The organism is Roseateles sp. P5_E4, from assembly GCF_054049255.1.
This window is the reverse complement of record NZ_JBFUMS010000006.1, coordinates 48953-73058: the sequence shown is the minus strand read 5'-3', so window position 1 is coordinate 73058 and position 24106 is coordinate 48953. Positions and strand designations below refer to the sequence as shown.

26 protein-coding genes and 1 tRNA gene are annotated in these 24106 nt (G+C 67.9%); 14 read left to right on the top strand and 13 right to left on the bottom strand.

All coding sequences use genetic code 11. The annotated features are described in order from the left end of the window. Position 1 precedes the first annotated feature (1 nt). The 3 genes from ACXJLH_RS13285 (at position 2) to ACXJLH_RS13275 (ending at position 3367) form a co-directional block, all read left to right on the top strand. A complete protein-coding gene (locus ACXJLH_RS13285; protein WP_457444567.1) occupies positions 2-562 on the top strand; it encodes a YfiR family protein in 561 nt (186 codons plus the stop codon). Next, the gene (locus tag ACXJLH_RS13280) at positions 559-2370 is read left to right on the top strand and encodes a putative bifunctional diguanylate cyclase/phosphodiesterase (protein WP_457444565.1); all 1812 of its coding nucleotides are present in this window, start codon (positions 559-561) and stop codon (positions 2368-2370) included. Before ACXJLH_RS13285 ends, ACXJLH_RS13280 begins: the two co-directional genes overlap by 4 nt. A 133-nt stretch (positions 2371-2503) precedes the next feature. Then, entirely contained in the window at positions 2504-3367 is an 864-nt protein-coding gene (locus ACXJLH_RS13275; RefSeq protein ID WP_457444563.1) for a CPBP family intramembrane glutamic endopeptidase, read from the top strand. A gap of 3 nt (positions 3368-3370) precedes the next feature. On the opposite strand, the gene ACXJLH_RS13270 is transcribed toward ACXJLH_RS13275, so the two are convergent. Continuing rightward, entirely contained in the window at positions 3371-3781 is a 411-nt protein-coding gene (locus tag ACXJLH_RS13270; RefSeq protein WP_157281694.1) for a hypothetical protein, read from the bottom strand. 180 nt (positions 3782-3961) lie between these two features. Here ACXJLH_RS13270 and ACXJLH_RS13265 point away from each other — a divergent pair, with 180 nt between their 5' ends. Continuing rightward, positions 3962-5971: a lipoxygenase family protein gene (locus tag ACXJLH_RS13265; protein ID WP_457444561.1), complete on the top strand. Its 2010-nt coding sequence runs from the start codon at positions 3962-3964 to the stop codon at positions 5969-5971. Between the two features lie 29 nt (positions 5972-6000). Here the strand turns inward: ACXJLH_RS13265 and ACXJLH_RS13260 are convergent, their stop codons facing one another. The 3 genes from ACXJLH_RS13260 to ACXJLH_RS13250 form a co-directional block, all read right to left on the bottom strand. Then, entirely contained in the window at positions 6001-6495 is a 495-nt protein-coding gene (locus ACXJLH_RS13260; RefSeq protein ID WP_457444559.1) for a nuclear transport factor 2 family protein, read from the bottom strand. A gap of 170 nt (positions 6496-6665) precedes the next feature. Next, complete coding sequence (locus ACXJLH_RS13255) at positions 6666-7058, bottom strand: putative quinol monooxygenase (protein WP_457444557.1); 393 nt, start codon at positions 7056-7058, stop codon at positions 6666-6668. 205 nt (positions 7059-7263) lie between these two features. Then, complete coding sequence (locus ACXJLH_RS13250) at positions 7264-8172, bottom strand: LysR family transcriptional regulator (protein WP_457444555.1); 909 nt, start codon at positions 8170-8172, stop codon at positions 7264-7266. 134 nt (positions 8173-8306) lie between these two features. Here ACXJLH_RS13250 and ACXJLH_RS13245 point away from each other — a divergent pair, with 134 nt between their 5' ends. Genes ACXJLH_RS13245 through ACXJLH_RS13230 form a run of 4 tightly spaced genes read left to right on the top strand, consistent with a single transcriptional unit; the run spans position 8307 to position 11292 of the window. Further along, positions 8307-8606: a superoxide dismutase gene (locus ACXJLH_RS13245; RefSeq protein WP_457324435.1), complete on the top strand. Its 300-nt coding sequence runs from the start codon at positions 8307-8309 to the stop codon at positions 8604-8606. Between the two features lie 6 nt (positions 8607-8612). Beyond that, complete coding sequence (locus tag ACXJLH_RS13240) at positions 8613-9524, top strand: alpha/beta hydrolase (protein WP_457444553.1); 912 nt, start codon at positions 8613-8615, stop codon at positions 9522-9524. Positions 9525-9539: 15 nt separating this feature from the next. Further along, positions 9540-10235, top strand: a complete 696-nt coding sequence (locus ACXJLH_RS13235) for a type 1 glutamine amidotransferase domain-containing protein (RefSeq protein WP_457354478.1) — start codon at positions 9540-9542, stop codon at positions 10233-10235. Between the two features lie 19 nt (positions 10236-10254). Then, positions 10255-11292, top strand: coding sequence for an amidohydrolase family protein (locus ACXJLH_RS13230; protein ID WP_457444551.1), 1038 nt, complete (start codon positions 10255-10257; stop codon positions 11290-11292). Between the two features lie 97 nt (positions 11293-11389). Here ACXJLH_RS13230 and ACXJLH_RS13225 read toward each other — a convergent pair whose 3' ends face one another. Then, positions 11390-12334, bottom strand: coding sequence for a LysR family transcriptional regulator (locus ACXJLH_RS13225; RefSeq protein ID WP_056198794.1), 945 nt, complete (start codon positions 12332-12334; stop codon positions 11390-11392). Between the two features lie 103 nt (positions 12335-12437). Between ACXJLH_RS13225 and ACXJLH_RS13220 the strand changes: the two genes are divergently transcribed. Then, the gene (locus ACXJLH_RS13220) at positions 12438-12812 is read left to right on the top strand and encodes a nuclear transport factor 2 family protein (RefSeq protein WP_056198791.1); all 375 of its coding nucleotides are present in this window, start codon (positions 12438-12440) and stop codon (positions 12810-12812) included. 14 nt (positions 12813-12826) lie between these two features. On the opposite strand, the gene ACXJLH_RS13215 is transcribed toward ACXJLH_RS13220, so the two are convergent. The 3 genes from ACXJLH_RS13215 to ACXJLH_RS13205 all read right to left on the bottom strand — a co-directional run bounded on the left by ACXJLH_RS13215 (position 12827) and on the right by ACXJLH_RS13205 (position 14363). Next, complete coding sequence (locus tag ACXJLH_RS13215; RefSeq protein WP_457444549.1) at positions 12827-13252, bottom strand: PH domain-containing protein; 426 nt, start codon at positions 13250-13252, stop codon at positions 12827-12829. A 166-nt stretch (positions 13253-13418) separates the two neighbouring features. Then, positions 13419-13508 (bottom strand) — tRNA-Ser (locus ACXJLH_RS13210). A 30-nt stretch (positions 13509-13538) separates the two neighbouring features. After that, positions 13539-14363 carry a symmetrical bis(5'-nucleosyl)-tetraphosphatase gene (locus ACXJLH_RS13205; protein ID WP_457444547.1) on the bottom strand — a complete coding sequence of 275 codons (825 nt, stop codon included), beginning with the start codon at positions 14361-14363 and terminating at the stop codon, positions 13539-13541. Between the two features lie 391 nt (positions 14364-14754). Here ACXJLH_RS13205 and ACXJLH_RS13200 point away from each other — a divergent pair, with 391 nt between their 5' ends. The 3 genes from ACXJLH_RS13200 (at position 14755) to ACXJLH_RS13190 (ending at position 17698) form a co-directional block, all read left to right on the top strand. Beyond that, positions 14755-16062 (top strand): hemolysin family protein, encoded by a 1308-nt coding sequence (locus tag ACXJLH_RS13200; protein ID WP_056198781.1) that lies wholly within the window; start codon positions 14755-14757, stop codon positions 16060-16062. Continuing rightward, positions 16059-16793: a SapC family protein gene (locus ACXJLH_RS13195; RefSeq protein WP_457354441.1), complete on the top strand. Its 735-nt coding sequence runs from the start codon at positions 16059-16061 to the stop codon at positions 16791-16793. The genes ACXJLH_RS13200 and ACXJLH_RS13195 overlap by 4 nt, the downstream gene beginning before the upstream one ends. 218 nt (positions 16794-17011) lie before the next feature. Next, on the top strand, positions 17012-17698 hold the full coding sequence (locus ACXJLH_RS13190) for an N-acyl amino acid synthase FeeM domain-containing protein (protein WP_457354439.1): 687 nt from the start codon (positions 17012-17014) through the stop codon (positions 17696-17698). Here the strand turns inward: ACXJLH_RS13190 and ACXJLH_RS13185 are convergent. The 3 genes from ACXJLH_RS13185 to ACXJLH_RS13175 all read right to left on the bottom strand — a co-directional run bounded on the left by ACXJLH_RS13185 (position 17641) and on the right by ACXJLH_RS13175 (position 20056). Next, the gene (locus tag ACXJLH_RS13185; protein WP_056198770.1) at positions 17641-18135 is read right to left on the bottom strand and encodes a hypothetical protein; all 495 of its coding nucleotides are present in this window, start codon (positions 18133-18135) and stop codon (positions 17641-17643) included. The genes ACXJLH_RS13190 and ACXJLH_RS13185 overlap by 58 nt on opposite strands. Positions 18136-18192: 57 nt before the next feature. Then, complete coding sequence (locus ACXJLH_RS13180) at positions 18193-19692, bottom strand: phospholipase D-like domain-containing protein (RefSeq protein ID WP_457444545.1); 1500 nt, start codon at positions 19690-19692, stop codon at positions 18193-18195. A gap of 142 nt (positions 19693-19834) precedes the next feature. Continuing rightward, entirely contained in the window at positions 19835-20056 is a 222-nt protein-coding gene (locus ACXJLH_RS13175; protein WP_157281688.1) for a hypothetical protein, read from the bottom strand. Between the two features lie 174 nt (positions 20057-20230). Here ACXJLH_RS13175 and ACXJLH_RS13170 point away from each other — a divergent pair, with 174 nt between their 5' ends. Together ACXJLH_RS13170 and ACXJLH_RS13165 are read left to right on the top strand one after the other, a co-directional pair. After that, positions 20231-21715: a sigma-54-dependent transcriptional regulator gene (locus tag ACXJLH_RS13170; RefSeq protein WP_457354435.1), complete on the top strand. Its 1485-nt coding sequence runs from the start codon at positions 20231-20233 to the stop codon at positions 21713-21715. A 61-nt stretch (positions 21716-21776) separates the two neighbouring features. Then, positions 21777-22070, top strand: a complete 294-nt coding sequence (locus tag ACXJLH_RS13165; RefSeq protein ID WP_457444543.1) for a hypothetical protein — start codon at positions 21777-21779, stop codon at positions 22068-22070. Here ACXJLH_RS13165 and ACXJLH_RS13160 read toward each other — a convergent pair. Then, positions 21965-22849, bottom strand: a complete 885-nt coding sequence (locus ACXJLH_RS13160; RefSeq protein WP_457444541.1) for a DUF2334 domain-containing protein — start codon at positions 22847-22849, stop codon at positions 21965-21967. The genes ACXJLH_RS13165 and ACXJLH_RS13160 overlap by 106 nt on opposite strands. Further along, entirely contained in the window at positions 22846-24078 is a 1233-nt protein-coding gene (locus ACXJLH_RS13155; protein WP_457444539.1) for a glycosyltransferase, read from the bottom strand. Before ACXJLH_RS13155 ends, ACXJLH_RS13160 begins: the two co-directional genes overlap by 4 nt. Positions 24079-24106: the final 28 nt, after the last annotated feature.

Genomic DNA, 24106 nt, shown 5'->3' with positions numbered 1-24106 from the left:
CATGCGCGGCAGTCGAGCAGCGGTGAAGGGATGGGCGGGCTGGCGTGCCGGCTGCGCGATCCTGCTCGGCCTGCTGTCGGCCCAGCCGGCCGCGGCGCAGAGCGCCAGCCCGGAAACCTTGAAAGCCGAGGTCGTCTACCGCCTGCTGATGTTCGTCACCTGGCCCGCCGACCGCGAGCTGGCGGGGCGGCCGCTGCAGCTGTGCACCGTCGGCGAGGGCCGCATGAACAGCGCGCTTCAGTCCCTGGCGGGTCGACCGATCCGGCACCTCACCGTCGATGTGCGCCATCAGGCCCGCGCCGACCAGCTCGCCGGCTGCCATCTGCTCTACCTGCCCACGCCGCAGCCGGCGCTGCGCCCGGTGTTGGCCGACCTGCCGGTGCTCGTCATATCGGATGTGGCGGTGATGCTGGAGCAGGGTGCCATGATCAACCTGCAGATTGAAGACGGCCGCATCGTCTTCGACGTGGACCTCGACGCCGCGCGCCGCGTCGGCCTGGCCATCAGCACCAAGCTGCTGCGCCTGGCCCGCTACGTTCGCCACCAGACGACATCGCCGTGAAGCCGCAATTTGCCGATGCCTTCGATCGCCTGCGCGAACTCGTGGTCGCGCTGGCCGCCTTGCTGGTCTTCGCACTGCTGCTCAGCGTGCTGCAGTACTGGCGATTGCATGACCGCCAGCTCGAGGACCTGCGCACCCAGGCCGACATCGTCGCGCAGACGGTCTCGGCGGCGCTGGTCTTCGACAGCCGCAGCGATGCCGGCGAAAGCCTGGCTGCCCTGCAGCAGAGCCCGTCCATCGTGCATGCCCGCCTGCTGAAGGGCGATGGTGCCGTCTTCACGCAGTTCTCGCGCACCGCGGCCGAGGTCACCTGGTTGCACGAGGCCGCCGGCACGGCGAGCGTGCAGGTGCCGGTCATGGCCGACGGCCGGCGCGTCGGCATGCTGGTCGTGGAGGCCAGCCGCCTGCCGATGTGGATGGACGTGGGCCAGTTCCTCGCCGCCACCATGGGCACCCTGCTGGCCACCGCCGGGTTGGCCTGGTGGCTGTCCAAACGGCTGCGGGTGCAGATCAAGGAGGTCGAGCGCCGCACTCGCTATCTCGCGCGCTTCGACGCACTGACCGACCTGCCCAACCGTGAGCACCTGCGCGGGCTGCTGGAGCGTGTGCTGCACCAGCACGGCCGCACCACCTTGCTGATCCTGGACCTCGACGATTTCAAGCGGATCAACGATCAGCATCGCCACGCCGCCGGCGACGCCGTGCTGCAGGCCATTGGCCAGCGGCTCAGGCTGCTGCGCCGGCCCGGCGACCAGATTGCCCGCCTGTCCGCCGACGAATTCGCACTGCTGCTGGTGCCGGGCCTGGAAGACGAGGCGCTGCGCAGCCATGTCGCCCAGTTGCAGGCCGAACTCACGCAGCCGGTGCTGCACGACGGCCATTGGCTGCATCTGCATGTCTCCAGTGGCGGCGTCTCGTTGCCCGAGCACGCGCGTGATGCGAGCGAGGCCTTGCGCAGTGCCGATGCAGCGCTGCGGCATGCCAAGCAGATCGGCAAGGACAGCTTCCAGCTCTTCACGCCGCAGATCGGCGAGGCCCTGCGCCTGCGGCTGGCGCTGGAGCACGATATACGCGAAGGCCTGGCGCAGGGGCAGTTCTGCCTAGCCTACCAGCCGCAATATGACGCCGCGCGCCGCATCCACGGCTTCGAGGCGCTGGCGCGCTGGCACCACCCGCAGCGGGGCTGGGTGCCGCCGGCCGAATTCATCCCGGTGGCAGAGAACTCGGGCCTGATCGTCGAGCTCAGCCTGGCGCTGCTGGCCGTGTTGCGCCGCGACCTCGACGGCCTGCGCGCCCGAGGCCTGGCCTGCCCGCCGGTGGCCGTCAACCTGTCCTGGGAGCAATGCCGCAAGCCCCAGCACCGCGAGCGCTTCCTGCAGCAGCTCAAGACGCTGCAGCTGGGGCCGGACGAGATCGAATTCGAGTTGACGGAAAGCGCCGGCTTCGAGGACATCGACAAGCCGGATTCCTTCGTCTTCACCTTGCAGGGCCTGGGCTACAACCTGGCCATCGACGACTTCGGCACGGGCTACAGCTCGCTGGCCTATCTGCGCCGCATCCGCTGCCGCAAGCTCAAGATCGACCGCCTCTTCGTGCACGGGCTGTCTGGCAATGCCGACTCCCACATGTTGGTCGAATCCATGGTGCGCGTTGCGCACGCCATGCGCATGGTCGTCGTGGCCGAAGGCGTGGAATTGCCGGCGGACGAGGCGGCTCTGATCGCAATGGGCTGCGACCTGATGCAGGGGTTTGGCTTCTGCAGGCCGGTGCCGCCGGACGAGATGCCAGGATTGCTGTCGGTCGACTGATCCGGCAGGCCGTTGCTCCCATCGGGTCGTCTGTCCGGCCGATCTGCGGTTCGTCGCCTGGCCGTTGTCGATCTCAAGCGTGCTCAACAGAATTGCGCGCACCGCCACCCCTCCGACCTGCAAGGATGCGCAATTGAACAAGCTGCTACGCAACGATCAGGGCCGCCTGCGCAGCGGCTGGTGGATCCTTCTCTTCATGGCCATCTTCCTGGCCAGCCAGTGGGTGTACCGGCCGGTGTCTCACGGCTTGCAGCAGATCGGCGTCGCCAAGGCGTGGCTGTCGCCGCTGCCGGTCGTGTTTCTGCTGGGGGTGACGTGGATCTGCATGCGGCTGCGCCGGCAGCGTCTGGCGGGCGTGGGGCTGGCGCTGGATGGGTCGTGGGGGCGGCAGTTGCTGTTGGGCGTGGCTTTCGGGGCCGCGCAGATGGCGGCGGTCACGGCGTTGATCTTGCTCGCGGGCGGCGTGCGCTTCGAGCTGGACCCGGCGCGCAGCCTCGCGGCGCTGGCTTATGGCGCCTGGGTATTCCTGTGTGTGGCCGTGCTGGAGGAGCTGCTGTTCCGCGGCTTCGTGCTGCAGCGCCTGGTGGAGGGCCTGGGGGCGCGCTGGGCGCTGGCGCTGATGGCCGCGCTCTTCGCCGTCGCCCACCTGGGCAACCCAGGCATGGACGGCATCACGGTCGCGACGGCGACGCTGGACAACGCGCTGGGCGCCCTGCTGCTCGGCCTGGCCTGGCTGCGCACCCGCAGCCTCGCCCTGCCCATCGGTATCCACTTCGGCTGGAACTGGATGCAAGGCTCGGTGCTGGGCTTGGACGTGAGTGGCCTGGCCCAGGCCGGATGGCTGCACCCCCAACTGCTCGACCGGCCGCAATGGCTCAGCGGCGGCGCCTTCGGACCGGAGGCGAGCGTCTTCGCGGTGGTGGTTGACCTGGCCGCGGTGCTGTTGCTGTGCCGGTGGAAGGGCATGGCGCGCAGGCCGTCCGCGGTGGCGGCTTGAGCGTCAGCGCTCGGATTTCATCGGCCCCGATGCCGCCAACCCACGCTCGCAGGCAGCCTTCTCACTTGCGCTGCTGATGGCCACGCACCGCGCTGCGCCCTCGTTCACACGACCGGGCACGCTGCCGACAGGCGCCGATGCGGGAATGGCAGCGAGGGGCATGACGTTCTTGTTCCTGAGCGGGATGGAGATCTGCGGAATCACCCGTTCCTCGGGGCGCTGGTTGCCGGGCTCCTTGGCGTTCTCGGACGCCGTGATGGCCGCGTTGCGGGTCGGAACCTGTCTTGAGGCTGCGGTCATGGGCGCCGAAGCCGGTGCAGACGCCGGCAGTGGCGCGGCCGGTTGAGCGCATGCAGCACCCGCGACGACCGTTGCCAGGATGCCGCCGAGGAGGGAGTCGAAGACGAATCTCATGGGGCACCGCACCGGCAGTTGCTATGTGGCAAGTTTGGTTCCGTGGTTGGGCGGCGTATGTAGGAGGCCGCTGCGAAACGCTGTGCGTGACGCCCGGTTGCACGAAATGATGTGTACGGCCCCTCGTGCGGCCCGTTTCCTGGCTAGGCTCATGGGCGCACCGGCTTCCGGATAAATCCAATGAAACGCAGAGACATCCTCCAATGGTCCGCCTCGGCGGGCGGCCTGAGCCTGATTGGCGGCACGCCTTCACCAGCATCGGCGGCGCTGCCCGTTCCCAAGCCCACGCTGCCGCAGAAGGCGGACCTGCTCAGCGCGGCGGCGCGCCGGCTCCAGCTCGTCAGCCAGCAGGCGCTGTACCTCTGGACAGAATCCCACCTCAACCTCGCCGGCGTGCCGATGGCGACCGTGGTGCCGGCGGGCGAGCTGCCGACGCTGGAACATCAGCTCAAGACGTCGGCGCTGGCAGTTGAGGCGGTCACCAATCTGGCGGCCTCGATGGCGCCCAGCGGGCTCGCTGCCAGCAGCCTGCAGACGCTGGATGGCTTGAGGAGCCGGCTCGCGGCCGCGCAGGCGAGCTTCGACAGCGTCTCAGCTGCCAACGCTGGCGTGCTGAGCCTGCCCGCGGCCGTGCTCTCGCTGCTGGCCAACCTCACGGCGGCCGTGGGCGACATCGCGACGCAGCTCCGGCAGATCCACTACCAACTCACCGTGCAGGTCACCACGGCGCCCCAGCCCAAGACGGTGGCGCAGTACGACGCGCTGTTCGTGACGCTGGACAAGCCGGCGATAGCGAGCCTGCTGCATGACGACGACACCTTCGCGTACATGCGTGTGGGCGGGCCCAACCCCATGCTGATCCGGCAGGTGGCTGCGCTGCCGGCCAAGTTCCCGCTGAGCGATGCGCAATACCGCCAGGCGATGGGTGGTGAGGGCAACAACGACAGCCTGCTCGACGCCGCCGGCAGTGGCCGGCTCTACCTGCTGGACTATGAAAGCCTGGGCGGCATGGCGCCGGCCGGCCCGGTGAACAAGCCGCTGACGGGCGCCGGCTACGGCTATGCGCCCATCGCGCTGTTCGCGCGCCCCCAGGCCGGCCGCTCGCTGGTGCCGGTCGCCATCCAGTGCGGGCAGGACCCGGCCCTCAGCCCCCTGGTGCTGCGGGCCACCGATCCGGCCAACGCCAACGCCTACTGGGCGTGGCAGTCGGCCAAGACCGCGGTGCAGGTGGCCGACTTCAACTATCACGAGATGTTCGTGCACCTGGGCCGAACGCACCTGATGTCCGAGGCCTTCGCGATGGCCACGCAGCGCCAGCTCGCGGTCGTGCACCCGCTGAACCGGCTGCTCGCGCCCCACCTCGAGGGCACGCTGTTCATCAACGATGCGGCCGCGCTGGTCATCATGGGGCCGCTCACCACGGGCGACACCATCCTGGCCGCGTCCATCGAGACGCTGCAGCGCGAATGCGGCCGTGATCGCCTGGCCTTCGACTTCTACGACAACATGCTGCCGAACGATCTGCGCGCACGCGGCGTGGATGACGCCGGTCGGCTGCCGGACTACCCCTACCGCGACGACGCGCTGCTGGTCTGGAATGCCATCCAGCAATGGGTGAGCGAATACCTCGCCGTGTACTACGCCAGCGACGCCGACGTGACGAGCGACTACGAACTCAAGGCCTGGGCCAGCGAGCTGGCCGTGAGTGGCAAGGTCAAGGGCTTCCGGCCCATCACCACGCGCAGCCAGCTCGCCTTGGTGGTGACGGCCATCATCTTCAATGCCAGCGCCCAGCACGCGGCCGTCAACTTCCCGCAGTCCTCGTTGATGACCTACGCCCCGTTCTACGCCGGCATGGGCGGCGCGTGGGCGCCTGCCGGCGCGGTGGGGCAGAGCGAGGCCACCTGGTCGCAGATGCTGCCCAGCCGGCTGGCGGCGCAGGAGCAGATCCTGCTGTTCCACATCCTCGGCGGCGTGTACTACCGCATGCTGGGTGAATACCGCGACAACGCCCCCCCGTATCCGCCAGTGCTGCTCGACCCCGCCATCACCCGGCCCGGCGGCCCGCTGGAGCGCTTTCGCAGCGCGCTGGCCGGCGTCGAGAACACCATCCGGCAGCGCAACCTGGCGCGCACGCGGCCGTATGAACACCTCCTGCCGAGCCGCATCCCGTCGAGCACCAACATTTAGCGTGACGCGAGGCGGTCGCGGGCGTCGCGTCAGTTCGACCCGTGCCCGTAGCTGAAGGCGCGCGTGATCGTCCAGGCATTGCCCTGCTGGCGCCACAGCATGGTGAACTCGGCGCGGCCCTCGCAGGGATGCGTCGTGCCGCCCGGCTTGTAGTGGCAGAAGCGATGCTCGCCGCGGGCCAGCGCACCGAAGCCCTTGATCGGCCACACCTTCAGCGTGCCCGGCACCAGTTCGCGCTGGAACTTGCCGCAGACATGGGCCCGGGTCTGCGCGATCATCACGTCGCGCGTCCACGTGACGCCGCCGAGGTCGTGATAGAACTCCACGGCAGGGTCGAAGAAGCTCGCGTATTTGTCGAGCTGGCCGGGTGCCTCGCAATGGTTGAAGGCCTCAAAGGCCGCGGTGTCGAGCACGGCGATCGTGGCACTGAGATCGGCCTCGGCCGGCGAGGGCTCCGCCGCGTGGGCGGCCATGGCGACGCCAGCGAGCGCGCACACGAGAAAGCGGTGGCGTAGAGAGTTCATCGGTCTGCCTTGGGACGCGTGAAGAAGGCCGCATCCTCGCGATGGCCTGCCGGTGCCGCCATCGTGCTGCGACAGTCGGTGGCAGGGCGCCGACAGGCCGTCGATGGGGCACGACGAAACGTGCCGTGCAACGCTCCATCCGTTCGGCAGCGCCACCAAAGCGCCTCGCGCTATGGCTTGGCTCCGAGCACAACCGGCACCGTGTCGATCAGGCGGCGAGACACCACCATGGGCGAGGTCGATTCAAAGAACTTTCTGAAGTGCGCGGTCTGGATGTGCTGTGCGTAAGCTTGCTCGTCTGCATAGATCTCGAAGACGCGTATGTGGTTCGGCCGGTCCCGTTCGGCCACGGCGTAGAGGGCCAGGACTTTGGGCTCGGTCCGCACAGCGGCTTCGACGCCCTCCGCGATGGCTGCCTTGAAAGCCTCGAGTTGCGCCGGATCAATCTCAAGCTCGGCGATTCTGATGAAGGGCATCTTCGACTCCACGGCGTTTGCGACGCTCGAAAGGACCAGCATGGAAAGTGTCGATGCGACGGCAATCGCGGCGGCGCGCGTGCTCATGAGTGACGGCTTGCGATTCCACACGGCGTCCATCCCTTCTGTCGGCGTTCTGCCTGCGCGTTCAGCGCTCGGAACTCATGTCAGCGGGCGGCCCTCAGCGGACTGAAATCGTAGGTGGCCACCCGCGATGCCATTGGAGAAGGAAAGTCGCGGCTGATGTGCCGCCACTTCTACAAGGTCTGGGTCTTCAAGCGCTCAAGAGGCGCTAGCGTTCGACGGCGCCCGGAAGTTTGGACACCAGCGTGTCGATCGCCAGGCGCAGACGCAAGGGCATGTGCTGGCTGACCGGCCAAAGCGCATGGCATTCAACCGACGCATGCGGGCGCTCCTCGAAGAGCGCGACGAGGCGACCGTCTTGCAGACTGTCCCGAACGAGCCAATGCGGCAGCCAGGCGATGCCGAGCCCGGCCGCAGCCGCGTCGGCGACGACGGCAAGGTCATCGAAACGGAAACGGGAACTCAAGGTGACCTCGATCAACTTGCCTTCGGCGTCCGGCAGCGTCCAGGGCTGCACATAGTCGGCCCGCCAGTACAGCAGGGCGTCATGCCCATCGAACGACAGGGTGTCGGCGGGATGGCCGCGAGCCGCGAGGTAGTGCGGCGAGGCGCACAACACCTTTCTCTGGCTGCTCAGCCGGCGACTGCGAAGCTGCCCCGTCGCCGGCCCCAACTTGCCGTTGCGGATCGCGAGGTCGATGCGCTCGGCAACGATGTCCGTCGGGCGGTCACTGAAGCACAGGTCGAGTTCCAGCTTCGGGTGTTCGCGCGCGAGTTCCAGCAGGATGGGTGCCACGCAAAGCCGACCGAACAGCACGGGCATCGCGACGCGCAGCCGCCCGCTGACCTCGTGCCGGCCGGATTCAAGCAGCGCCTCCGCTTCGCGGAGCTCATCCATGGCGCGAACGCAGCGCTCGTAATAGATCTGGCCGTCTTCGGTCAGGCTCAGCGCCCGCGTCGTGCGGTGAAAGAGCCGCACGCCCAGCCGGGTTTCGAGCCGTGCAATGGCCTTGGCGACAGCGGAACGCGTCAACGCCAGCCGCTCTGCGGCGCGCGCAAAGCCACCGGCATCCACCGTTTCCACAAAAACCGCCACGCCGTCGAGTCTGTCCAGCATCGTTCTATTGTCGAATTTTCGGAATCATAACCAAGACGTTAATGCGCCACTGGCGAATTAATGGAAACCGTAGCATGCCGCGAGCGCCCCGCCACGGGGACCGGCCTGATCCGTTCTTCTACAAAAGACCACTCATGAAACTGCTTTGCCTCGACATCCCCCAGCCCGGCGCCACGCTGGAACAGTACCAACCGCACCTGCAGGACGAAGCCCGCCACGGCTGGCAGCTCTACAAGAGCGGCATCGTCCGTGACATCTATTTCCGCCAGGACCGCCCGGGCGTCGCCATCCTCGCCGAGGCCGAGTCCGTGGAAGCCGCCAGGAAGGCCCTGGCCGAGTTCCCGCTGGCCAAGGCCGGCCTCATCGGCTGGGACGTCATTCCGCTGGGCCCCTTCCTGAACTGGGAAATGCTTTTCGCCGCCGGCAACGCCTGATTCCTCATGCTCCAAGCCGTCTCGTTTGCGAATCGAGCGATCCAGCTCTCAGGGCACCTTCACCTGCCGGACGACTTCCGGGAAGACAGGCAATACCCCGCCCTCGTCGGCATTCACCCCGCCGGCGGCGTGAAGGAACAGACGATAGGCCTGTATGCCAGGAGGCTGGCGGCGCATGGCTTCGTCGTCATCGTCTTCGACGCCTCCTACCAGGGCGCGAGCGGCGGTGAACCCCGCCTGCTGGAGGACCCGTCGGCGCGCGTGGAAGATGCCCGCGCGGCTGCCGACTTTCTCTCGACGCTGCCCTACGTCGACGTGGAGCGCATGGGGGTCTTCGGCGTTTGCGCCGGCGGCGGATACGCGCTCGCCGTTGCCCAGTCGGAGCGCCGCTTCAAGGCGGTGGGCGTGGTCAGCGCCACGCCGATGGGCGAGGCAGCCAGGACCATTGTTGGCAACCCCATCCCTGTTGCTGCCTTGATAGGAACACTGCAAGCGGCGGCGCAGCAACGCACGGCCGAAGCCAGGGGTGCAGAGCCTCTCTACGCTCCGTTCGTTCCCGAACGGCTGGAAGACATCGACGACAACACGCCGACCTTTCTTCGCGAAGCCTACGACTACTACCGCACACCGCGGGGCCAGCACCCCAACTCCAAGGGCCGCTTCCTGATGACCAGCCTCGACAAGATGCTGGCCTTCACGGTCTTCCACCTGATTCCGGATCTGCTGACCCAGCCGCTGCTGCTGATCGCCGGGAGCATCGCCGACACCAAGGTCTACAGCGAGCAGGCGTTCGCGCTGTCGAAAGGCCCGAAAGAGCTGTTCGTCATCGAAGGCGCCACCCACGTCGCGCTCTACGACCGGCCTGAGTACGTGGATCAGGCGATCGCCAAGCTCGTCTCCTTCTTCAGCAACCTGTGATCACAGCCATCGCCCATGACCCGACAAGCCTCTGAACTCAAGCCCATCCTCTTCGTCGTCACCAGCAACCCGGTCAAAGGGGCGACAGGCATCCCCACCGGCTTCAACCTGGCGGAGGTCACCCACCCGCTGGAGAAGCTGCAGCAAGCCGGCATCCGCGTCGAGATCGCCTCCATCCAGGGCGGCGCCGCGCCGCTCGACGGGCTGGAGGACATGAAGGACCCGGTGGTCGCCCGCTATTGGGCGGATGCCGATTTCCGCCACGCCATTGCCAACACGCTGCGTATCGATGACGCCGACCCTGCACGCTACTCGGCGGTCATGTTCGCGGGCGGCCACGGCACGATGTGGGACTTCCCCGACAGCGCCGGCGCGCAGAAGCTCATCCGCGAGATCGACGCGGCTGGCGGCATCGTCTCCGCCGTGTGCCACGGCCCGGCGGCCCTGGTCAATGCACGCCGTGCCGACGGCAGCCTGCTGGTGGCGGGCAAGCGCGTGGCGGCCTTCACCGATGGCGAGGAAGAGGAAGTCCAGTCCACCCACGTCGTGCCCTTCCTGCTGGCCTCCACGCTCAACGAGCGCGGCGCGTTGCATCAGGACTCACCCAATTGGTCCAACAAGGTGGTGGTTGATGGCCGGTTGATCACGGGCCAGAACCCGCAGTCCGCCGCCAGCCTCGGCGAAGCGCTGCGCGACGCGCTGCTGGCGTGATCGGCGGCCGGGGCGCGACATGAAGCTGATCTGCGTCGAAGAGCACGTGCTGGATGCTGCCATCGGTGCGGCGTCGCAAAGCCTCGTGCGTGCCGAGGCGCCGTATCTCCCCGACTGGGGCAGCCGCGTCATCGACGGCCAACAGGTGGCCGCGCCCGGCCGCCCGCATGTCGTCGCGCCCAGCGAGTCGGCGCGCAAGGCGCTGGACATGGGCGCGGCCCGCCTGGTCGACATGGACGCGGCAGGCATCGCCATGCAAGTCCTCTCCTACGGCGGCTTCCCGCAGCTGCTGCCGGCCGCCCAGGCCATAGCCCTGAACCGCGCTGCCAACGACAAGCTGGCCGCGGCCGCGCAAGCCCATCCCTCGCGATTCGCCGGGTTTGCCACGCTGCCCTGGCGGGCGCCCGAGGCCGCCGCGCGCGAGCTGGAGCGGGCCGTGAAGGAGCTGGGCCTCAAGGGTGCGCTCATCAACGGGCGCCCCGGCGAGACCTTCCTGGACGACCCGCGCTACGCCCCCGTGCTGGCTGCGTTCGACGAGCTGAACGTGCCGCTGTACGTTCACCCCGGCCTGCCACTGCCGGCCGTGCAGGCGCCGTACTACGGTGGCTTCGAGCGCGAACTCAGCGCACGCCTGTCGATGTTCGCCTGGGGTTGGCACAACGAGGCCGGCATCCAGGTCGTGCGCATGCTGCTCGCCGGGGTGTTCGACCGCTACCCCCGCTTGCAGGTCATCAGCGGCCACTGGGGCGAGATGGTGCCCTTCTTCCTGCAGAGGCTGGAGGACTCCATTCCCCAGCAGGCGTCAGGCCTGAAGCGCCCCATCGCGCGGACCTACCGCGAGCACGTCTACGTGTCGCCCAGCGGCATGCTCACCTTGCCGCACTTCCAGTTCATCCATGCGCTGATGGGTGCGGAGCGCATCCTGTACTCCATCGACTACCCCTACCAAAGCCTGGACGGCGCGCGCGGCTTCATCGAGGGCCTGCCCGTCAGCGACGCGGACAAGGCCCTGATCGCCCATGGCAACGCCGAGCGCCTGCTTGGCCTGGAGAGCTAGGCCCAGGACAGTCGAACAAGCGCACGAATCGGCGCGGGGCTCGAAGAGATGGACTGCGTGGTGTCGCGATAGGAGCTGATGGCGCCGATCGACCCATTCATGGCCGAAGGTCGACTTGGCCGGCCGGCTGAAGCACCGGCATCATGCCCACAACAAAGTCGATGAAGGCTCTGACCTTGGCCGGAACGTGGGTCCGGCTGGGGTAGTAGACATAGAGGGGAAATGTCTCGTCAGCCCAGTCCGGCAAGACGGGCTCCAGCGTGCCCGCTCGCAGATGCGAATCGACCCCGAGGTCGATCACCTGGGCGATCCCGTGGCCCGCGAGACAGGCCCCAATCTTGATTCCGGCGTCCGTGACCGTCAGGTTGCCGCGAACGGCCACCTTCACTTTCTCATCGCCACGCCAGAACTCCCACTCGAAGGGCCTGCCGGTGGCGGGATCGATGGCGACGATGCACTCATGATCGTCGCCCACCAGATCCTGCGGCGACCTGGGTCGACCGCGGCGCGCCAGATAGGACGGCGCGGCAACGGTCAGAACGCGCGGGCTGTAGAGCCTGCGGCAGACCAGGGTCGAGATGGATGGAGGCCCAAACCTGACGGCGAGATCAAATCCGTCGCTCACCAGGTCCGAGAGACCGTTCTTGGTCTCCAACCTCAGTTGAAGAGACGGGTGGGCCTTTAGAAACTGCGCCAGCTCCGGCGCCAACACGAGGCCGGCAAACCGGGCATCGCAGGCGACGCGCAGCGTGCCGTTGACGGCCGAGGCCTGGTCAGAGGCGGCGGCCGTCGCATCCTCTATCCCCTGCAGCAGGGGCAGCACCTTGGAGAGCAACGCATGCCCGGCATCCGTCACTTCAACGTGTCGGCTTGTGCGATGCACGAGCTTGGCGCTGAGACGGTCCTCCAAGCGCTGGATCGAGCGGCTCACCGCGGGCTGCGTCTTGCCCAGCCGAGAGGCAGCACGGCCGAAGCTCTTCGATTCGGCGACCGCATTCAGCGCCAGCAGGCCGATGACAAGCGCTCCATCAAGGTCATCCATGGTCGATGTGTTCTGGTAATGGCAGCGATAACCAGTTCGCTGTAGCCGGGCGCGGAAGGATTCCTCACTATACGAATCGTTCGCCCATTGATGAAAGCCTGCGATGACCCAGACCCAAGCCGTAGCCACTCTGATCGAGGACTATTTCAATCTGGCCTATGAGCCGAAGAGCCGTGACTTCAACAAGGTCTTCCACCCGAACTGCTTCGTGCAGTGGCTTGACGGGGGGCGGTTGAACATGCTGTCCTCACAGGACTATGCGGCGCTCATCCATGGAAGGCCGAGCCCCCAGTCGACGGGTGCGCCGAGGGACGAAGCAATCCTCTCGGTCGAGCACATCTCGGACAGCCTTTCAACAGCGAACGTGAGGGTGCGGATCGGTCAGAAGCTGTTCAACGACCACTTCGTCCTGCACAAGGTGGAGGGCAGCTGGCTGATCACGGTCAAGGCATCCTTTGTGGCGGGCACCTTCGACTGAAGCGTCTCTTGACGCTATGCCTGGCTGCTCTGTGCCGAGTCCTGGGCCTCGACGAAGGCGCGGCGGAATACAAGTGGCTCTGCGATGCCGTCGATGGGCGCATGGGATGCACCGGTGCCTGCAATGACGAGGGTGCCAAAGTTGAGCATTCGGCCCATGAGGGACTGATTGACCTGAATGCTCTCCACCTTGTTGATATTGATCTCGATCGTGTGGCGGCGGATGAATCCGTGCTTGACGATCACTCGCTTGGTGGTCACGGCCAGCTCGGTTGACCTGATGCGAACGTAGGCGGCCGCCCAAAGGATGAGCCCAAGGCCAAAGGCGGGCAGCAAGAGCAGGCCGAACAACAGCAAGTGCCAAACCGACCAGAGGCTGGTGCGCCCCAGATGGACGACTCGCTCGCCGGGCACGAGAACCTGATCGACGTAACGTGACATGGCGAGATCCGGTGAGTTGGCATCGCGGATTGGACGCGAGTCCTGCCGATTGATGCAAGGAACATGCATCGCGCTCTTGCTTCTCGAGCTGGCGGACGCTGTGAGATTGCCGCACCTGGCAGTGCGTCCAAGGCCGCTGCGCGGCCTTGCCGAACTCACGAAAACCTGGCGGAAGCGGTGAGATTCGAACTCACGGAAGGCTCACACCTTCGACGGTTTTCAAGACCGTTGGATTAAACCACTCTCCCACGCTTCCAGCGGGACGCGCATTCTACGGTGCCTTGGCTCAGCCGCCCGGCTGCTGCGCCTGTTCGCAGTCCACCTGGATGATCTCGCGCTGCAGGCCGTCCACCCGCGCCGCCGTCAGCTTGCCACCCCAGACGCAGCCCGTGTCCAGGCCAAGCAGGTGCGGCTGGTCCAGCAGCCCCAGCGTCGACCAATGGCCGAAGGCGATGGGCGTGTCGGCGGTCTTGCGGCCCGGCGCGTCGAACCAGGGCATGAAGCCTTCAGGTGCCGCGCCGGCGCCGTCCTTGGTCTTGAAGTCCATCTCGCCGTCGGCGCTGCAAAAGCGCAGCCTTGTCAGCGCGTTGACCGTGAAGCGCAGCCGCGCGGTGCCGGCGAGGTCGGGGTCCCAGCGCGCCGGCTCGTTGCCGTACATGGCGTGCAGGAAGTCGGGCAGGGCGGGGCCCCGCAGCACGGCCTCGACGTCGGCTGCCAGGGCCAGCGTGTCGTCGCGGCTCCACTGCGGCACGACGCCGGCGTGCACCATCAGCCAGCCGGCCTCGTAGACGGCCATGCGCTGCTGGCGCAGCCAATCCATCAGCGCCTCGCGGTCGGGCGCGGCGAGGATGTCGTCCAGCGTGTCGCCCCGGTGCGGGCGGCGCACGCCGTGGTGGGCGGCAAGCAGATGCAGGTCATGGTTGCCCAGCAGGCAGGTCGCCGTCTCGCCCAGGCCGGCCAGGCGGCGCAGCGTCGTCAGCGAGGCCGGGCCGCGGTTGACGAGGTCACCCAGCAGCCAGAGGCGGTCGCGTGACGGGGAGAAATCGATCTGCTGCAGCAAGCGCTCCAGCGCGTCGCAGCAGCCCTGGAGGTCGCCGATCAGGTAGTTCATGTGCGGATTGTCCCGGTCCTGGGGCTCTGCGCGGCAGAGGGCGTGGCCCGCGTTGAGACTGGCAGGGACGCAGGTTAGGCGCGAGGAGGCCGCGGGTGCTGACCCGCAACGACGAGCAACAACACATGCGCCCCTGCCAGTCTCAACCCGGAGGGCCGGGGCGATTTGCGGGGCCATGCATCGTTGCCGGCTCGTAGTGGGGCTCGCCCCACGGCCTCGCCGACGCCTAGCCTGGCCCCGCAACTCGCCCCGGCGCGAGCTACGCCCTCTGCCGCGCAGACCCCAAAGCGAGGGATCGCACGGTGGGTTTGGTCATGGCCTTCTGATAGTCTCCCGGGCTTCGTTTTTGCCTTGCGCCACCTGGGGTTTTCCCCGGGGTCTGGCGCCTTCGATGGATACCGCTCTCGTTCTCTTTCTGATCCTGATCAACGGCCTGTTCGCGATGTCGGAGATGGCGCTGACCGCCAGCCGCAAGGCGCGGTTGCAGGTGATGGTGGAGAGTGGCGAGGGCGGTGCGCAGGCCGCGATGGACCTGCATGACAACCCGACCAAATTCCTGTCGACGGTGCAGATCGGCATCACCGGTATCGGCGTGCTGAACGGCATCGTCGGCGATGCGGCCTTCTCCGGCCCGCTGTCGCGCTGGCTGACTGAGAGCTTCGGCTTGAACCCGCATGCCACCGACATCGCCGCGACGGCGCTGGTCGTCATCATCATCACGCTGCTGACCATCGTCTTCGGCGAGCTGGTGCCCAAGCGCATCGGCCAGATCTACCCCGAGACGGTGGCCCGCCTCGTCGCGCCGACGATGAACTTCATCTCCATGGCCGCGCGCCCGCTGGTGAAGGCGCTGAGCTTCATGACCGAGGCGACGCTGGGCCTGCTGGGCTTGCGCAACAAGGGCCAGCGCGGTGTGACGGAAGAGGAGATCGCCGCCAGCCTGGAAGAAGGCCGCGACGCCGGTGTCATCGAGGAGCATGAGCACCAGATGGTGCGCAACGTGTTCCGCCTGGACGAGCGCCAGGTCGGCTCCATGATGATTCCGCGGGCCGAGATTGCCTGGCTGGAGGTTGATGCGACGCCGGCCGAGGTGCTGGCCGTCTTGCGCGAGCATGGCTTCAACCGCTATCCGGTCTGCCGCGGCGGCCTGGGCGAGGTGCTGGGCGTGGCCAATGCGCCGGCGCTGCTGGCCGGCATGCTGGAGGGCTTGCCGCTGGACCTGATGGCGGGCCTGGAGCCGCCGCTGTTCGTGCCCGAGACGTTGTCGGGCATGGAGCTGCTGGAACATTTCCGCGTGTCGGACGCGCCCCTGGTCTTCGTCGTCGATGAGTACGGCGAGGTGCAGGGCGTGATCGCCGTGCGTGACGTGCTGGAAGCCATTGCCGGGGAGTTCAATGCCCCGAGCGATGGCGACGCCTGGGCGGTGCAGCGCGAGGACGGGAGCTGGCTGATCGACGGCCTGATCCCGGTGCCCGAGCTGAAGGACCGCCTGGAGCTGAAGGAACTGCCCGAAGAGGACCGTGGGCGCTACAACACCCTGGCCGGCATGATCATGCTGTTGCTGGGGCGCTTGCCGCGCACGACCGATGTCGTGGAGTGGGACGCGTGGAGATTCGAGGTCGTGGACCTCGATGGCAAGCGTGTAGACAAAGTGCTGGTCAGTCGTCTGGCCGAGGAAACTGGAGAGAGAGAAACATGAGCAACCCCCCGATGTACGGCGAAATGCAGCCGCTGGATCGTGACGTCCACAAGAACCTGAAGCTGGACACCGACCAGTCCGTCGTGAGCCGCGTGGCCGATCAGAACTCGGTCTTCCTCGCCGCCGTCGAGTTTGCCGACGCCTGCAAGGAATACCCGATCGTCTTCGTGCGCGCCGGCAGCCCCGGCCCGGATGGCAAGCAGCCCGTCGCGCCTCTGGCCGTGCTGGGCCTGCGCGCGGGCTCCAACCTCTTCGTCGAGGGCGACAAGTGGACCGGTGGCTACGTGCCCGCCTATGTGCGCCGTTATCCCTTCGTGATGGCCCGCATGGACGAAAGCTCGAACAGCATGGCCGTCTGCTACGACATGAAGTGGCCGGCCTTCAACGAGACGACCGGCGAGGCCCTGTTCAAGGACGGCCAGCCGACCGAGTTCCTGCTGAACGCCAAGGCCTTCCTGGAAAACTTCGAGCAGGAAGCCGAGCGCACCCGCCTGATCTGCAACCTGCTCGTCGAGATGGACCTGCTGCAGGACATGCGCTTCGAGGCGACCTTGCCCAACGAAGAAAAGCTCGACGTCGAGGGTTTCATGGCCCTGGACGAGAAGAAGTACGCCGAGCTGGCCGACGACAAGGTGCTACAGCTGCATCGCAACGGCCTCATCGCGATGATCGAGATGCACCGCCTGTCGTTGACCAACATGAACCGCCTGGTGGGCAAGTACGTGGTCTGATCCCGCAGCGCCTTCGCTCCCGAGGCCACGCCGCGCGTGGCCTTCTTTCTTGCCGTGGTCCCCGAATACCAGGGCGCGGTCGTTGTCGCACTTCTCGGCGACAGGGAAATCCCTGATCCCCCCGATTTAGATGTATCGGTCTGTGAGCTTCAATGAAATGCGTCATTTCAATCCCTAGACTCCGCCGCTCGGTGCGTTGGGCACCAAGGATGTAGTCGATGACGCCCATGTTCGAAGAAAGCCGCCGCACGCCGCTGAATCCCTTCGGCGGACCGCCGCTGGAGCTCAACAGCGATTTCGGAGCGTTGGAGGGTGACGCCTACGAGCTCGTCGAGCGACGCTATGGCGATCGCGGCCTGGCGGTGAAGCGGGAGACCTACACCAGCCGCAAGGAAGATGGCGACATCATCTGCACGGCGCGCAACGGCGACAACATCATCGGCACGCTGTCGGTGCGTTTTGACGGTGCCGGCGGCCTGCACGCCGACCTGCTCTTCGAATCCGAGCTGGCCGAATGGCGTTCCGCCGGCGTCAAGCTCTGCGAATTCGGCCGGCTGGCTGTGGACAAACATGCCTTCGAGCCCAAGCGGGTGCTGGCCCAGGTGTTTCACCTCGGCTATCTGCACGCCCATCGTCGCGCGCGTTGCGATCGCCTCATCATCGAGGTCAACCCGCGCCACGTCGCCTTCTACCGTCGCTGGCTGGGCCTGCTGCCCTACACGGCGGCCCGGCACAACCCGCGCGTGAACGCGCCGGCTGTGCTGATGAGCATCGATCTGGCGACCGTGCGCGAGCAGATCGCCCTGTGGGGCGGCCGGCCCGAGCTGCTGACCCAGGCCCGTTGCCTTTATCCGTTGGCTTGGGACGAGGCCACCGAGGCCTCCATGCTGGCCAAGTTGAGCTGAGCGGTCAGCAAGGTCCGCCCTGGCGCCATGCCAGCCAGCTGCTCCGCGGCAAGCGGCGCAGTGGCGAATTCCTGCTGCAGGCGCTGCAGCAGATCATCACGATCCGGCGGCGGCGCACCGCAGGACGTGCGTGCCGCGATGGCACGATCCAACGCCCCTTCCAGACCATTGCATTGCACCGAGAACGAGGTGTGGTGAGGCTGACCATGCTGGTCGGTCCAGGTGGCCACGACGCGCAGCACCGGTCCGATCGTGCGTGTCACCCATTCAAAGCGTATGCCGGCGGTGCGTGTGCGGCTGCGCCGCATCAGCCGGCCCGTGCTGCTACCGCCCGGCCGGCGTGCGCGCTCCAGGCGCATGTCGTTCAGGAAGCGCCCGGCCGCGCCCATGGCGGTGGCTTCGGTCATGGAGGAAGTGCCCATGAGGTCAATCGTCATCGCAGAACTCCGAGTTGCTGAATAAACCCGCCGGTCTGTGGCAAACGGGATGCCAGCTCAAAGCAATGGCTCCACCAGGCGGGCAAAGCCCTGCAGCAGGCGCTGGCCCAGGCCGCGCTTGGCCCATTGCGTCGCGTCGATGTGCTGAGATACCTGCAGGTCGCGGGCGAACAGCGCCTGCATCTGCTGGCCGAAGTCGTCGCCGAGGACGATGACGTCGACCTCGTTGTTGCCGACGATGCTGCGCCAGTCGAGGTTGCTGGAGCCGACGCTGGAATAGACGCCGTCCACGACGGCCGTCTTGGCGTGCATGACGGACTCCGTCATTTCGTGGATCTGCACGCCGGCTTCCAGTAGCTGGGCATAGCGCGAACGCGCGGCGTGCAGCACCATGGCGACGTCGCTGCGGCCCGGCAACACGAGGGAGACAGCGACGCCGCGGCGGGCCGCGTCGCACAGGGCCCGGATGAGCTCGGGCCCGGGTGCGAAATAGGCCATGGTCAGCTGCACGCTGCGCTGCGAGGCATCGATGGCGTGCAGCAGCGCCGTGTAGCTCGGGTTGATGCCGTTCGCCGGATCGCCCGCCACCAGCTTGACGACGCGCTGCCCGGGTGTGGCCACGCGGGGCGGCGGGGCGGGCGCCAGTTCGCCGGGGCAACCCTGCAGGGCCCAGGATTCGCGGAACAGCACGGCCAGGGCCGACACCACGGGGCCGCGCAGCTCCACCTGGGTGTCGCGCCAGCCCTGCTTGTCGGCGTCGGCCGGCGGCTGTATTGGCGCACCCGTCGCGCTGCGCGCTGTCCCGCCAGGCGGGAGCGGAGCCCCTTCGGGCGGCCGGGCGGGGCCCCTGCGCCGGGCGCTGCTGAAGGAGCCTTCGGCGTAGACGTTGCTGAGGTTGATGCCGCCGGTGAAGGCCACGTCGCTGTCGGCGGCCAGCATCTTGCGGTGGTTGCGCTGCAGCACGCCCCAGTGGCCCGGTCGCTCCAGCGGATTGATCGGGTTGAAGGCGCACACGGCGACGCCGCCCTTGCGCAGGCGGTCGAAGAAGGCGCCGTCCGTGCCCATCGAACCCAGGCTGTCGTACATCAGTGCCACGCTGACGCCCTCGGCGGCCTTGCGCAGCAGCAGCTCGCCGATCTCGGCGGCCACGCCCTCGTCCTCGATGATGTAGAACTCCACCAGCAGGCGGTGGCGGGCGGCGGCGATGGCCGCCTTCATCGCTGCAAAAGTGGCGGGGCCGTCGACCAGCAGCCTGGCCGTGTTGCCGCGCAGCAGCTGGGTGTCGCCCCTGGCTGCCAGCGCGCCGAGATGGCGTTCCAGCAGCGCGCCATTGCCCTCGTCGCGCACCCGGGCCAGGTCCCTGGCCTCGACGGCATCGGAGACGGGGCCGTCACGGCCCTGCAGGGTGACGCGGTCTGCGGTCAGGCGCGCCGACGCTGGCTGCACCTGACGTTCCTGTTCCAGCAAGGTGCCGCAGGCCACCGTGCCCGCCAGGGAGAACACCACCGCGAGGGCCCAAGCCCAGCCGCCGAGGTGCCAGCCGCGAGATTGCTTCATGAGGCCCGCCAATGCACCAATGTTGAGCTTGCAGGGCAGGCGGTGTGCCCGCCCAGGCCCAGCTTGCGGAAGCCGGTGAGGTCAAGCGGCTGCAGGGGGCGGAGCAACCGGTAGAAGTTGCAGCAATGCTGGCGGCACGACCTCAGGCGTCGGTGGGCGTCGGGCGACCGCCTTCGCCTTCCCAGGTTTGCACGGCGACCGGTGCTCGCGCCGAATGGGCCCTGCGACGGCGGTGGTGGTGGCCATGGCAGGCTCGCCAGGCCAGCACGAGCACGGCACCCAGTGCCAGCGCGTCCAGCAACCGCGTCAACGAGAGACCGGCGGGATCATGGCAATCAGCGTCTTGTAACAAGGGGTTGCTCATGGGCGGGCATAACGTTACGGTGGGCGGCCAGCTGAGGGCAGCTGGCATGCCTGACGGGGATTACTGGTGGATACACGCCCCGGCCGGGCAAAGTTTTTCTGACGGGGGTGGAATGTGTTGAAAATGACTGCTCCCGTAGCGCCTGGGTCACCGTAACAAAGCTGGAAGGAAACGATGCCGCATGCCCTGGTAGTGGACGATGACCACGATTCAGCCGCCTCCCTGCGCGAGTTGATCGCGGGCGAGCAGTTCACCGTGGCGGTCGCTCACAACTTGCGCGATGCGCGCAAGCAGCTCTCGCTGCAGCAGCCCGACATCCTGCTGCTGGACCTGCGCCTGCCCGACGGCAATGGCATGGACCTGCTGGCCGACCCCAAGCTGGTGGCCAATTCGGAGGTCGTGCTTTGCACTGGCCACGCCAATCTGGAGACCTCCATCCAGGCGCTGCGCCTGGGGGCGGCCGACTATCTCGTCAAACCCGTCAACCTCAAGCAGTTGCAAGGGGTGCTGTCGCGCATCATGAAGCCGGCGACCCTGCAGGCCGAGGTGGAGGATCTGACCGCCAATCTGGACGAGTCCGGTCATTTCGGCCATCTCTGGGGCCGCAGCGCGCCGATGAAGCGCATCTACGAGCAGATCTCGCGCGTGGCGGGTACCAGCGTGTCGGTCTTCATCACGGGCGAGTCGGGTACCGGCAAGGAGGTGGTGGCGCAAACCGTGCACGACCTCAGCCGCCGTCGCAAGCGCCCCTTCCTGGCCGTGAACTGCGGGGCCATCAGCCCCAACCTGATCGAGAGCGAGATCTTCGGCCACGAGAAGGGCAGCTTCACCGGTGCCGAGCGCCAGCACCAGGGCTTCTTCGAGCGCGCCAGCGGTGGCACTCTCTTCCTGGACGAGATCACCGAGATGCCGCTGGAGCTGCAGGTCAAGCTGCTGCGCGTGCTGGAGACCGGGCGCTTCATGCGCGTGGGCAGCACCACCAGCCAGGAGACCGATGTGCGCATCGTCGCGGCCACCAACCGCCTGCCCTACCAGGCCGTGGCCTCGGGCAAGCTGCGCGAAGACCTGCTCTATCGCCTGAACATCTTCCCGATCGCGCTGCCGCCGCTGCGGGACCGCATCGCCGACATCCCGCTGCTGGCCAACCATTTCCTGGCCGCCATCAGTGAGCAGGAGGGCACCGTGCGCCGCTTCTCGCCCGAGGCGCTGGCGACCTTGGTGGGTTACCCCTGGCCGGGCAATGTGCGCGAGCTGCGCAATGTCGTGCAGCGCGCTTATGTGATGGCCCAGGGCGAGCTGATCGATGAGACCTGGCTGCCCGGCAGCGAAGAGACGGGAGTCACTTCGACTTGGGGAGGCCAGGGGCCGCAAGACCTGCCAGTGGCGCCGCCGGTCGGTATCCCGCCGTCGCCAGCGCGGCTGCCCGAGATGCTGAACGCCGATGCCGACATGCCCTTCATCACCCTGCCCATCGGCTCCAGCGTGGCGCAGGCCGAACGCGCGCTGATGCTGGCCACGCTGCGCCACTTCAACCACCACAAGGAACGCACCGCTGCGGTGCTGGGGATCAGCCTGAAGACGCTGTACAACCGGCTGAAGGAATATGCAGCCGAAGGCAGCGCGGCTGCGGATCTCGGCGGCCCCCCGCAGCGCGACTGAGCGCGGGCACGGCGCGCGGATTGCCCCAACTGCATTCCGACACTCTGATGAAGGAAGCACCATGGGTCACGCAGATTGGGTTGACGATGCGGCCGACGCTTCGCGGCATGGCCTGCAGAAGGCGCAGAACGCCGCGCGGCGCGGCCTGGACCATCTGGCCGACGGCGTGAGCGAAGCGCGCGACGCCATGGCGCCGGTACTGCGCAACATGCGCTCCGGCGTCTCGCAGGCCCGCGAGCGGACCGTGGGCTATGTGCGCGACGAGCCGGTGCGCTCCGCCCTCGTTGCGGCGGCGGTCGGCACACTGGTGTTTGCGCTGTGGCACCTATTGAGCTCGCGCAGCAGCCCCCGCTGATGCCCCGCTAGCACCCGCGCCATCTGCGCCGCCTCGGCCAGGCGCAGCGGCGTGCGCGTGCGCAGGGCCTCGTCGAGCAGCCGCGTCCAGCAGCGCACCACGGCGCGGTGATCCGCGTCGCCCGGATGCAGCTCCAGGCGCAGCAGCGGCGCCTCGCGGGCGCGGCGCGCCTGCAGGCTGTTCCAGGCCAATGACAGCCCGCGGCGCCAGGCCGTGCGTGTGCTGAACACCAGGCTGGGCGCCGGCAGCACATGCCGGTGTGGCAGGGCGATGACCTCGGTCAGCGTGCAGGTGTGGCGAAAGCCTGCGTCGGCAACGGCTTGCAGCGCCGGTGGGGCGAGCAGCCAGGCCGGCGCGACGAAGCCGTCCATGGGCAGACCGTGGTCGCCGGCCCAGGTACGGCCCTCGCGCAGCCGTTGCATGGCCTGCGCGTGGGACAGGGCGGCAAACTCGCCCTCGCCCGCCGTGTAGTGGCGGCGCAGCAGATAGTCGCCCAGGCCGCGCAGCGGCGGGCCTTCGTCGCGGTGGGTGAGGCCGTGCAGCAGCAGTTCATGGCCGGCGCCGGCCATGCCGCGCAACCAGCGCAGATAGCGCGGCGGCACTTCCGCATCGCCGTGCATGCGGGGCACCACGAGCAGGGACAGCGGCAGCCGCACGCCGGCATGGCTGGCACAGCGGCGCAGTTCAGCCAGCACGCGCAGGCAGCCGTCCCAGCGCGCCGGTGACACGTCGTGCAGCACGACGCACACGGCGCCGGCCGCTCGGGTCGGCGCCGTCAACGCTGGCGTGCCAGCCGATTGGCCAGCGGCAGAGCCGGGTTGCGGGCCGGCGCAACCAGTGTGGGCTGGCGGCCGAGCAGGGCGGTGTAGCGCCGCGTCATCTGCGCCATCACGTGCGGCCAGTCCTGCGCTTGGGCGCGCGCCAGGGCGTTGCGGCGCTGAACCGCCTGGTTGCCGTCCAGGCTGGCGTCCATCGCTTCAGCCCAGGAGCCGGCCCGCGGCCGGTCCACCAGCAGTCCCGCGTCGCGCGCCAGTTCGGCCAGGCCGCCGGCACTGGCGACCACCACCGGCGTGCCGCAGGCCATGGCCTCGAGCACACCCAGGCCGAAGGTCTCCTGGTCGCCAGCGTGCACGTAAGCATCACAGCTGGCCACCATGCGGGCCAGTTGCCGGCTGTCGTGTTCCGGCGGCAGCACCAGCACCTGTTCGCCAAGCGGCGGCGCCGGCCCGTCGCCCACGGCCAGCAGCACATGGCCGCGGCCCAGCAGGGCGACCGCATCGGCCAGCAGCTGCAGGTTCTTCTCCAATGCGAAGCGGCCGGTGTAGATGAACAGGCGCGTATCCGGCGCCAGGCCGTGGTCGCTGCAAAACTGCAGCCGCCAGGCGGCGTCGCGCGCGCAGGGCGTGAAGGCCGAGCAGTCCACGCCCAGGGGCTGCAGCGTCACGCGCGGCACGCCCCAGGACTGCAGCAGCTGCACCATGCCGCTGCTGGGGGCCATGACGAGATCGAAATGGCGGTACAGGTTGACCAGATAGCGCCGGGCCCAGCGCTCGGCGCCGCGCCCCAGGCGCGTGCCTTCGGGGCCGCCCGCCAGGCGCGCCGCCAGCTGGGGCAGGTTGCTGTGGCAGAAGGCCACGGCCGGGATGCGCAACTGCTCCGCCGCGGCCAGCGACGCCCAGGCCAGTACATAGGGGTCGGCGGATTCGACGATGTCGGGCGCGACGAATTCGATCTGCCGCAGCGCGCGGCCCCGGCCCAGCACCATGCGGTAGCCGCCGCTGCGGGGCAGGGGCATGCCGCCGCAGTCCACCATGCCGGGGCCCTGGGCGCCGGGCGCGATGACCGTGTGCCGCCAGCCCAGCGGGCGCAGCCGCTCATGCTTGGCCGTCAACACGCGCCGCACGCCGCCCGTGGCGCCCCAGAACATCGATACATCCAGCAGATGGGGGCCCGCACCAGGAGACGTCTCCTGGACCTGCTGCTCGGGCACGGCGTGGTTCGCATGCATTGCGGCGCGGAGGCAATCGGCATGCCTG